This window comes from uncultured Dokdonia sp., from assembly GCF_937910895.1.
In the GTDB taxonomy this organism is placed as follows: Bacteria; Bacteroidota; Bacteroidia; order Flavobacteriales; family Flavobacteriaceae; genus Dokdonia.
On sequence record NZ_CALEMI010000024.1, the window covers coordinates 1 to 11,783 of the forward strand.

7 protein-coding genes are annotated in these 11,783 nt (G+C 36.2%); 6 read left to right on the forward strand and 1 reads right to left on the reverse strand.

Going from position 1 to position 11,783, the window contains the following annotated elements; all coding sequences use genetic code 11:
- From Q0505_RS02505 to Q0505_RS02525, 5 genes are all read left to right on the forward strand, one after another.
- Window positions 1-2,912 (forward strand): GH92 family glycosyl hydrolase (locus Q0505_RS02505; RefSeq protein ID WP_366519361.1); only part of this gene is annotated, 2,912 nt, incomplete at its 5' end.
- Complete coding sequence (locus Q0505_RS02510; RefSeq protein WP_299208438.1) at window positions 2,909-3,292, forward strand: hypothetical protein; 384 nt, start codon at window positions 2,909-2,911, stop codon at window positions 3,290-3,292. The genes Q0505_RS02505 and Q0505_RS02510, both read left to right, overlap by 4 nt.
- Before the next feature lie 324 nt (window positions 3,293-3,616).
- A complete protein-coding gene (locus Q0505_RS02515) occupies window positions 3,617-4,627 on the forward strand; it encodes a N(4)-(beta-N-acetylglucosaminyl)-L-asparaginase (protein WP_299208446.1) in 1,011 nt (336 codons plus the stop codon).
- 151 nt (window positions 4,628-4,778) lie between these two features.
- Window positions 4,779-6,734, forward strand: coding sequence for a histidine kinase dimerization/phosphoacceptor domain -containing protein (locus tag Q0505_RS02520; RefSeq protein ID WP_299208439.1), 1,956 nt, complete (start codon window positions 4,779-4,781; stop codon window positions 6,732-6,734).
- 89 nt (window positions 6,735-6,823) lie between these two features.
- Window positions 6,824-7,510, forward strand: a complete 687-nt coding sequence (locus Q0505_RS02525; protein ID WP_299208441.1) for a response regulator — start codon at window positions 6,824-6,826, stop codon at window positions 7,508-7,510.
- A gap of 951 nt (window positions 7,511-8,461) precedes the next feature.
- On the opposite strand, the gene cphA is transcribed toward Q0505_RS02525, so the two are convergent.
- Entirely contained in the window at window positions 8,462-11,095 is a 2,634-nt protein-coding gene (cphA, locus tag Q0505_RS02530; RefSeq protein WP_299208443.1) for a cyanophycin synthetase, read from the reverse strand.
- Between the two features lie 94 nt (window positions 11,096-11,189).
- Between cphA and Q0505_RS02535 the strand changes: the two genes are divergently transcribed.
- A partial coding sequence (locus tag Q0505_RS02535; protein ID WP_299208447.1) for a cyanophycinase occupies window positions 11,190-11,783 on the forward strand: 594 nt, incomplete at its 3' end.

Consider the following 11,783-nt stretch of genomic DNA (forward strand, 5'->3'; position numbering starts at 1 on the left):
TGCGTTTTAGAATCCTACTCCTTTTTATACTCTCTGTTTGTTTTAGTTGTAAAAAAGATAACGCTACGCTAGCTTCTGGTGATTACCCACTAATAAATTATGTGAATCCATTTATAGGGACAGGTGGTCATGGGCATACGTATCCTGGCGCTACGATGCCGTTTGGTATGATGCAATTAAGCCCTGACACCCGACTAGAAGGTTGGGACGGTTGCTCTGGCTATCACTATGATGATACGTATATCTATGGTTTCAGTCACACGCACTTAAGTGGTACAGGGATTTTAGATTATGGAGATATTTTATTGATGCCTACCACCTCTGTCACCTTTCATAATGGCGCCGATGGTAAACATGGGTACCGAGCTCCCTTTTCTCATGATACTGAGAAAGCAAGTCCTGGCTATTATGAAGTCCATTTGGATAGTACAGATATTGATGTTGCCCTGACGGTTACTCAGAGAGCAGGGATGCATAAGTTCGCTTTCGCGAAAGCGAAAAATCAACACATCATTTTGGACATAGAACATCGAGACATATTACTAGATGGAAGCATCAATATCCTTTCTAACACAGAAATCAGCGGTCACCGATTCTCCGAATCTTGGGCAAAAGAGCAGAGGCTTTTTTATTATATTAAAACGTCTCGTCCGTTTAAAACCACTTCAAATAGGGAGAGTGCTCCTACTAAAATGGCTCTTGAATTTGACAACCCCAACAACGAACCTATTTATGTTTCGGTGGGAATCTCTGCCGTAGACGAAGCGGGTGCCAAAAAGAATCTAGAGACAGAAATCAGCTCCAAATCCTTTAAGCAACTGAAACAAGAAGCACGAGATACATGGGAATCACAACTTTCTAAAATTGTGATTGAAGACACAAATACCAATAACAAAACCAACTTTTACAGTGCTTTATATCATACAATGTTGGCGCCAAATATCTACCAAGATGTTGATGGCAGATATCGAGGGATGGATCAGAAAATACATCAAACCACCGATTTTGACTATTATACCGTGTTTTCATTATGGGACACCTACAGAGCGGCACATCCTTTATACACCATCATTGAAGAAGAGCGCACTAATGATTTTATAAATACTTTTTTAGCAAAATATGACGAAGGCGGCATCTTACCCATGTGGGATCTTTCGGCAAACTATACAGGCTGTATGATCGGATATCACGCCGTCCCTGTGATTGCAGATGCGTATATGAAAGGCATCCGCGATTATGATACCGATAAAGCATTTGAAGCGATGTTGCATAGCGCAACGAGAGATCATTTAGGACTAGAAGCCTATAAAGCCTTTGGCTACATACCTGTTGAAGAAGAATCTGAGTCGGTATCAAAAACCTTAGAATATGCCTATGATGATTGGACCATTGCGCAAATGGCAAAATCCAAAGGAGATATGGCAACCTACAATACTTTTATACAACGAGCGCAATACTATAAAAACACTTTTGACCCTAGTAGTAAATTTATGCGAGGTCGGGTGCGTAATACGTGGTTCTCCCCTTTTGATCCTTTTGAAGTCAACTTTAATTATACCGAAGCAAATGCATGGCAATATAGTTTTTATGCCCCTCAAGATATCACAGGACTCATACAACTCATGGGTGGAAAAGATGTCTTAGAAGTACAGCTAGATGAACTATTTACCGCCAAGTCACAGACTTCAGGACGTGACCAAGCAGATATCACGGGACTTATTGGGCAGTATGCACACGGCAATGAGCCTAGCCACCACATGGCGTATCTCTATAATTTTATCAATAAACCGCACAAGACACAAGAGCGAGTTCGCGAGATTTTAACGACGTTGTATACCAACGAACCTGATGGTATTTCAGGCAATGAGGATTGCGGTCAGATGAGTGCGTGGTATGTGTTAAGCAGTATGGGTTTTTATGCGGTAACTCCAGGAAGTAACACGTACATTATTGGCGCGCCCTTATTTGACAAAGCCACCATCCATCTTGAAAATGGAAATACGTTTACCATACAAGCCAACAACCTGTCTGATGAGAATATCTATATCGCTTCCGCGAAATTAAACGGTGAGCTACACCCGTTTTCATATCTAACTCATGATGCTATTACCAAAGGAGGTTCACTCATCTTTGAAATGACCAATCAACCCTCGACTTGGGGAACAGACAATGCACATATCCCAAGTACAGAAATCAAAGACGCATTGATTGTTCCTGTACCTTTTATTGCCAAAGGTGATATTGCCTTCAAGAAACAGACAGAAATTGTATTGGACATAGTAGACCCAGAAACGACGATTTATTACAGCACAACGGGAAGTGATTTTCAAAAATATACAACACCTATTACTATTACAGAAGCTATAACCCTACACACCTATTCTGAAAAAGAAGGTCAAAAGAGTGTCACCATCAAAACCAATTTTTATAAAATAGACGAAAACCTCTCTATACAACTAGATGCCGAATATGCAAATGCGTATAATGCTGGGGGTAATGATGCACTGATTGATGGGATACGAGGGACAGCAAATTTTAGAACAGGTACTTGGCAAGGATATCACGATAGGGATGTGATTGCTACGGTAGATTTAGGAAGCGCTCAAGACATCACATCTATCGAAACCAATTTTCTGGAAGATCAAGGAAGCTGGATTTTCTTTCCCAAAGAAGTACAATTGCTGGTTTCTAGTGATGGTAAAACATTTGAATTATATAAGAGCGAGACGATAGTACCTCCTTCTCCTACAGACAACGTAAGCATCAAAACTGTCAAAGGCGAAGAAAAACGGTCTGGAATCCGGTATGTAAAGCTTATTGCCAAAACACTTGGTCCTGTCCCAACATGGCATAAAGGACATCCTTATGAAGGACGTAGTTGGGTATTTATAGATGAAATTGCTATCCAATGACAGATCTTTTTGGTATTGTATTAGAATTTTTAAGAAGTGATATTTTCATTCCTTTTGGTCTCCTTACGATTCCGTTTCTAATTGGGCGTCACATTCCACAATTAAAAGACACGGTCTCAAAAATTGATGAGATGGCATGTCGCCTTATTGTATTTTCTGGAATACTTTACACGCTCATCATCATTGCCTCTTATTGCTATCTTTTCCTTTTTATAGAGAATCTAAATGAAGAGTATGCACTCATCAACAGAGCAACGGGACCGTATGCGTGGGCATACTGGCTTATGTTATTTTCGTGGCTTTTTATCACACAACCTTTTCGCTTTAAGCGTGTCAGAAAAAACATATTGATAAGACTACTATCAGTTCCTTTTTCTTAATTACGCTAGAACAATATGTGATTTTTATTACCTCCATCCATAGAGATTATGGGACAGATAGAGCGTCAGGTTTTGATCTATTGTACATTTTGGATACAATTCCCTATTGGCCATTGCATCTCTTATTAAAATTAGGACTGTTTATAGGCTATGTATTTTTATTTCAGTGGATCTACAAAAAAATAAAAAAGAATAAAGTAGTATCTTGAGATCGTTCTATGGCTATGATGTTTGGAATACTAATGCTATAAAGATATACGCTTTCGCGAAAGCAAAATTCAAATGAAGCCAGTCGAAGTACAAAGCAAAACACACCAAACCAGAATGAATAGAAGAAAATTTATACAAAATACGGCGTTGACTGGAGCAGGAATTGCTACAGGTGTTGCCGCCATAAGTTGCAAAGAATCGGATACTAAGGCACTAGAAACAATAGAAACAGCTAGTGTACCGCTGGCGAAGCCTACCTATATTTCCATTAGTACTTGGAATACTGAAAAAGCCAATACAACATCTGGGGAGTTATTAGCTCAGGGCAAACCTGCATTAGATGCTATTATAGATGGTGTGGCTATCGAAGAAGCCAATGAAGAAAACACAACGGTAGGGATAGGTGCAACTCCAGATCGAGAAGGTAATGTAACACTTGACGCTTGTGTCATGTCTCCAGAAGGAGATTATGGAGCGGTACTAGCGGTAGAAAATATTGTTCACGTAGCGGCATTAGCGCGTAAAGTCATGGAAGAAACACCGCATGTGATTATGGCTGGTAAAGGTGCTGAAGAGTTTGCCTACACCCAAGGGTTTAAAAAACAAAAATTACTGACCCCTTCTTCAGAAAAAGCTTGGAAAGAATGGCTAAAAACGAGTAATTACCAACCCGCGATCAATGTCGAAAATCATGACACTATAGGCATGCTTGCTATGGACACCTCTGGCAAAATTGCTGGGGTTTGTACCACCTCTGGATTGGGATATAAAATGAAGGGTCGCGTAGGAGACTCTCCCATTATAGGTGCTGGATTATTTGTAGATGATCAAATAGGTGCCGCTGTAGCTACTGGAATGGGAGAAGAAGTTTTAAAAACAGTAGGTAGTTTCCTTGTGGTCGAATTAATGCGTAACGGGATGTCTCCTCAAAAAGCCTGTGAAGAAGCGATCCATCGTATTGTAAAAAAAGGAGATCGTTATAAAGATTTTCAAGTAGCATATATCGCTATGAATAACGCTGGAGAAACTGGAAGTTATGCCATACACGAAGGGTTTACTATGATGAAGTATAGCGATGGCAAATCAGAGGCTATAGTATCCGATCATTTTACTAAAAAACCATAATATTATATGATATTATCCTGTCTTTTAATAAACTAATAAAAGCGCTCGAATATGCCTATAACTAAACATAAAAGATATAATTGTATTTTTAAATAAAATAAAGACCCCCTATTTATTTTTACCTGCTATAACCATTCATAAAATTTAGTAAATGCATTCCTTATCTAAACTGATTTTAATACTGATTATATCTCTATGTACAGCCCCTATTTATGCTCAAGAAGACACCTTTGAACAGAAAACAGATGCATTTCTTTTACAAATAAAAAATATATCTTCAGATGCAAAGAAAGTAGATACACTTAATTATACCATAAGTAATTATCGGTATAACAAGTCTACATTAAAGCTTATTAAAAAAGCATTAGAAATATCTAAAAATGCACGTGATGAGGAAATGCTTTCTAACACTTATTTTAATTATGGCAACTATTACTATTACAATTCAAAATTAGACTCGTCGCTTTACTATCTTGAGTTGAGTGAAGAAAACCTGAATGATCAACAAGAGTTATTAAAAGCATCCATTTATATGACAAAGAGTGGTGTCTTCAGAAAATCGGGGGATATCTCTTCTTCCATAAATCTTATGTTCAATGCTCAGAGAATTCTTGATAAAATTGACCTCAAAAAATTATCTTCTAAAAATATCTTAGTATTCAACAAACAGAAATTGACATTAAGTAATTCGCTTGGAAACTTCTATAACCAAATGGAAGAATATGAAAAAGCGATTGCGTATTATGATGACGGTTATAGAATAGCAAAACAAAGTGAATTATATTCTATTGCTGGCGTTTTTATAACAAACAAAGGAGACCTTTTCTTAAAAACGAAAAAGTACCAAGAAGCTCTCGATTTTTTTAAGGAAGGTAAATTACTAAAATCAAAAGAAAACGTACCTCCAAGAATTATTGCAAATTCTGATCTCAATATAGGTATTGCACTTTCAAAGTTACAACGATATGAAGAAGCCCTAAAATATCTAGACGAGGTGATACAATTTTATGAAAGTCAAAAAATAAACAATAAACTTTCAGAATCTCTTGCATATAGGGGAGATACCTATCTTGACTTACAAGAATATGACAAAGCAAAAGAAGATTGTGAGAAATCAAAAAAAATCGCTGTAGAAAACTCTATTGTAGAAGTAATTACTCAATCCTGTCACTGTCTGTATATAGCATATAAAAACTTAAACGACACTCCAAAAGCGTTATTAAACCACGAAATATATGCACAAACGAATGACTCTATTTTTAATGCTACCAACATAAAAAAACAGACACAACTTGAGATGGACTATGAGTTTAGTAAGGAAGAAGAGTTAAAAAACATAGAGTTACAAGCAAAACAAAGAGAAAGCCGTTTATACTCGTACTTAGCGCTTGCTGGTTTTTTACTCACATTATTACTAGGATTTTTTTATTATAAAAATAGAAAGAAAAACAACCTATTAGCAAAACAAAAAATACTTCTAGAAGCAACGATAGATGATAAAAATGCACTACTTAAAGAAACACATCATCGTGTAAAAAATAGTTTTCAAATTGTATCTTCTCTCCTCTATTTACAATCAGAAAGCATACAAGATAAAGAAGCACAACTTGCCATAAAAGAAGCACAAAATAGAGTCCGCTCTATGGTTCTTATTCATCAGAAATTATACAATAAAGATCAATTAGTAGGGATTAATACCAAAGAGTATTTTGAAGACCTTACACAAGATATTTTTGAGAGTCATCAGTTTACAAAATTACCTATCAACTATTCTCTAGAAGTCGCTTCTATGGTCTTGGATGTCGAAACGATAACACCGATAGGACTCATACTCAACGAACTAATAACCAATGTCCTAAAACATGCTTTTGATGAAGTAGATGCACAAAGCAATATGCACATTGCTTTTGAAGAAAAAGAAGACAACCTACTTTTAAAAGTATCTGACAATGGCAAGGGAATGTGCAAAACAATCAAAGAGAGTTCTTTTGGTATTCAATTGATCAAGGCGCTTTCAAAAAAGCTAAAGGCAACACTCGTTTATTCTGGCACAGAACCTACGGGCACTATAGCCACTTTAAAAATCACAAGATTTCAAGTATTATGATTTACTAAAGAAAAATGATACTTCACTAAATAAATGACGTATCCTACATACTTTGAGTTAGTTTTATGAAAAAGCAAGGAATCAGTATCTTGAAGAAGCCAAAAATTTATATTGTAGAAGACGACCCTATTATTGCTGCCACCATTGAAACGGCATTACAAAAACAAGGATATAGAGTCATAGGCGATAGTGAAAACTACGCAACGGCACTTCATCAAATTCATAAATTAAGACCTGATTTAATATTACTTGACATTCAGCTTGAAGGAGATCAAGATGGAATAGATCTAGCTTTAGAACTTGACAAAGAAGACATCCCTTATTTATACCTTACCTCACAAACAGATCCTGAGACCATTACCAGAGTAAAAAAAACCAAACCTTTAGGATATATTGTAAAGCCATTTACAGAAAACGGATTACGTAGCAATATTGAACTTGCATGGCATAATTTATCTTTAACTGCAAAGGAATATGTACTCATCAAAGCAGAAGGATACGTTCATAAAATAGATCAAACGACTATCAAATACCTCAAGGCTTTTGACAATTATTGCTATGTTGTCACTACGTCAAAAACATTATTAGTTCCACATACCTTAAAACATACTGTTTCAAAATTGAACACTAGCAATTTTGTAAAAACACACCGATCTTACATCGTAAATAAGCATCATATTATAAGTATTGCGCAAGATAAAGTAATCTTAAAAGAAGAATCTATCCCATTAAGCACAGCTAATCGTCCTGTGTTATTAAAGCTTTTACAACTCTAATTTTTTGCCATCATCACACTATATTTTATTTAGCGAATTTTATATTTACTAAATAAATAAAGCCTTTGACTAAAAGTTTTTTATTTAAATTACAATTCCTAGTATGTTTGAGTAGCAATATAAATGATGCCAGGAAGCTACACTAATCTCTCACTAAAAAATCTCACTAACACTAAATTTCCTGCATCATTTATCATTGCATTTCCTCCACGTATTCAATACATATTTCTTGTATTATTTGGGCAGTATACGCTTTCGCGAAAGCGTACTTAGGCAAACTCCCAAACCAAAATTAACATTGATCTTTTAGCAGATACTATCTTCATAAAAGGAAACAGGCACTAGAAAATGAATAATTAAAAGCACAACTTTCTAAATATGGACGTTAATAAATTTGTATTTTAGCTATTGAAAAAATCTTGTAATCATCCAAAAAAAACAAGAAATGTAATGAACTAATTACATAATAGATAAAGTTTTACAAGTAAAATTTACACTCCAATATACTATTGTATAAAAACCATCGTTATGTTATAAATAACACGTAACTAAAGATAATCAACCTCTAATAATGAGTATTTTATAATTTTCTATTATATTTGCAAACGCTTTAGAGCTAAAAATATTTAAGACTGTTGTAATTGACTTTTAAATAATCAATTATGATTTGGGGTGAAAGCCAAGCATCTTGCTTGGCTTTCTTTTTTTCTATAGTTTCATTTCATCTGAATATTACAAATCAAAAAAGGGGTCGCGAGTACACGAAACTCTCTACACAAGGAAATCACTCAACGAGCGGTTTCCTGATGCCATATCATCTAATACTATACTTTAAAAGTTAGTACGCTTTCGCGAAAGCGTACACAACACTAGTGGAAATAGCATATAAAAACGCCTTCTTAGTAATACATACTGAGAAGGCGTTTTAAATATAGTTTGTATCAATGATTTTTAATAAGCAAAAACTGTTTCTCCTTTAGATTCTTGCTCTTTAAATCTAACCACTAAATCTAGGGCATCTGGAATAACATCACTACATAAAATAATCAAAGACCCTTTCTTTGCATTATTTACTGCATGTGTAATTGCCTCTTTTTCGGATGGAATAATCGTTGTTTTCTTATTAGGATCTTTTGCCATAATTCCATCATTCAACATTTTGATGAGTTCTTCTTCCGTCCTCCCTCGAAGATGTTTATCTTGGCGGATAATGATTTCATCAAACATATCCGCAGCGATCATTCCCATTTCATTATTATCTTCTTCTCGGCGATCTCCTATCCCTGCAATAATCCCTACTTTGTAAGAGTGATTTAGGTTTTCTGTAAATTTTTGTAATGCTCGCATTCCTGCTGGATTGTGCGCATAATCAAGGAGAATGGTAAAATTCTCAAATTCAAATATATTTAAACGACCAGGTGTTTGAGAAGCCGACGGGATAAAGGTTTCTAGAGCAGCTTTCATATCCTCAATACTAATCCCTCTAATATTTGCCGTAAGAATTGCAGGGAGTACATTCTGAATCATAAAGGTAGCTTTCCCACCGTACGTAAGCGGAATATCTTCTACTTTCATAATACGCATTTTCCATCTTCCTCTACAAATGGTTACATACCCATTTTCAAAAACAGCGGTGATTCCACCCTTACGTTGTAGTGCTTGAATTCTAGGATTATTTTCATCCATAGAAAATAAGGCAAGATTACAATCAATACTTCGGCGCATATTATAGACAAGATCATCATCTGCATTTAAAATAGCATATCCTTCTGGTAAAACGGTTTCTGGAATAACACCTTTTACACGTGCTAATTGCTCAACAGTATGAATTCCTTTCAAACCTAAATGATCTGCTGCAATATTGGTCACAATTCCTATATCACAATTTGTAAATCCAAGTCCAGCTCTTAATAAACCACCTCTTGCAGATTCTAATACAGCAAAGTTAACTGTAGGATCTTTCAATACAAATTCTGCACTTGTAGGTCCTGTACAATCTCCTTTCATTAATAATCGGTTTTGAATATATACACCATCGCTGGTTGTATATCCCACTCTGTAGCCACTCATTTTTGCAATATGAGCTATTAATCTTGTCGTTGTTGTTTTTCCATTCGTTCCGGTAATGGCTACAATAGGAATCCGTCCTGTAGCTCCAGCTGGAAATAATTTATCAATTACAGGTGCTGCTACATTACGAGGTAGTCCTGTGGTCGGTGCTAAGTGCATTCTAAAACCTGGTCCAGCGTTCACTTCAAGTACCGCTCCTCCTGTTTCTGATAAAGGTCTCGTAATATCATTAGTCATGATATCTATACCGCAAATATCAAGATCTATGATTTTAGAGATTCGCTCTGCCATAGAAACATTTGCAGGATGTACAATATCCGTGATGTCTTCTGCAGTACCACCAGTACTTAAATTTGCGGTGTCTTTTAAAATCAATCGCTCTCTATCTTTTAATACAGAGTCTACAGTATATCCAGCGTCTTTAATAATGGTTTTGGTAAGATCATTTATCGTGATCTGCGTAAGTACGTTTTCATGTCCAAACCCTCGACGAGGATCTTCATTTACTTTATCTACCAATTCTGTAATTGTAGATTTCCCATCTCCTATCACATGCGCTGGCGTACGGATTGCTGCTGCCACCAGTTTATGGTTAATGACTAACAATCTATAGTCTTCTCCTGTAATATATTTTTCTACAATAACTCTACTAGATACTTCTTTAGCGGCATGATAACCGACAAGAGCATCTTCATAATTTTGAACATCTACGGTAATGCCTCTCCCGTGATTTCCATCAATAGGTTTAATAACCAAAGGATATCCAACATAACGACATGCCTCTTCAAGACTGCGCTCTCTACTAATAATATCCCCACGGGGTACTTCTACCTCTGCTTGTTCTAGTAAATATTTGGTATCTTCTTTATCACAAGCAAGTTCTACACCAATACTACTGGTTTCACTAGTAACCGTTGCTTGGATCCTTTTTTGATTCGCACCATATCCTAATTGACAAAGTGAATACCTATTAAGTCGAATCCAAGGGATACCTCTATTTGCTGCCTCCTCTACGATAGAGCCTGTACTTGGCCCTAGCCTTTCGCTTTCTCGCAATTCACGCATTTCTTGTATGTCATCTTTAAGGTCATACGATTCTCCGTCAATAAGTGCCTCACAGATACGTACAGCTGCTTTGGCAGCATAACGTCCAACACTTTCTTCTATATAGGAAAAGACGACATTATATACGCCTGGTTCGCCGTAATCTCTGGTTCTTCCAAAACCAGTATCCATATCTGCTAGTGTTTGAATCTCTAACGCGATATGCTCTATAATATGACCCATCCATGTCCCTTCTTCTACACGTTGAAAGAACCCTCCAGGTTCTCCCACAGAACAACGATGAGAATACATCGTAGGAAACACCGTTTTTAAACGTTCTAAAAAACCATCAATCGTATTGGATGGTCGTTGTTCCATATCTTCTAAATCTAGAACCATAACAATTAATTTGTGACGTCTCACGGACCAATAGTTAGGACCACGCATAGCATTGATTTCTCTTATTTTCATATGTAGAAGATTATATAGATAATTAATATTGGTATCCTATAAATATATCATTTTTATAGAACATTTGATGTATTTTTGCAAACTGTTAAAAATGATGATCATGACAAAAGGAACACTAATTCCAATTGGGGGGAACGAGGATAAAGGAAATACAGAACACGAACAACACACGCTGGAATATGTTGAGGATGGAATTCTCTCAAGAGTTGTTAGCGAGAGTGGAGGTCCTGAAGCATTGATTGTTGTGATCCCTACAGCCTCAAGTATTCCCGAAGAAGTAGGAGAAAATTACTTAAGCGCTTTTGGCAAATTAGGATGTACAAATGTTCATGTAATGGACATTCGAAAAAAAGAAGATTCAGAATTAGCTGAAAACATAGCACTGATTAAAAAAGCAGATTGTTTAATGTTCAGTGGTGGAAATCAATCCAAGATTACGAGAAAGATTGGGCATACAACCGTTCACAATATCATTTTAGACCGCTATAAAAATGACCATCTAGTCATTGCAGGAACGAGCGCTGGAGCGATGTGTATGTCTAAAGAAATGATTACTGGTGGAAGTAGTACAGAATCCTTTATTAAAGGAGCTGTAGGAATGGGAGAAGGCATGAATTTTATCGCTAACGTGATTATAGACTCTCATTTTATTAAAAGAGGTCGTTTTGGACGACTCGCAGAAGCAGTC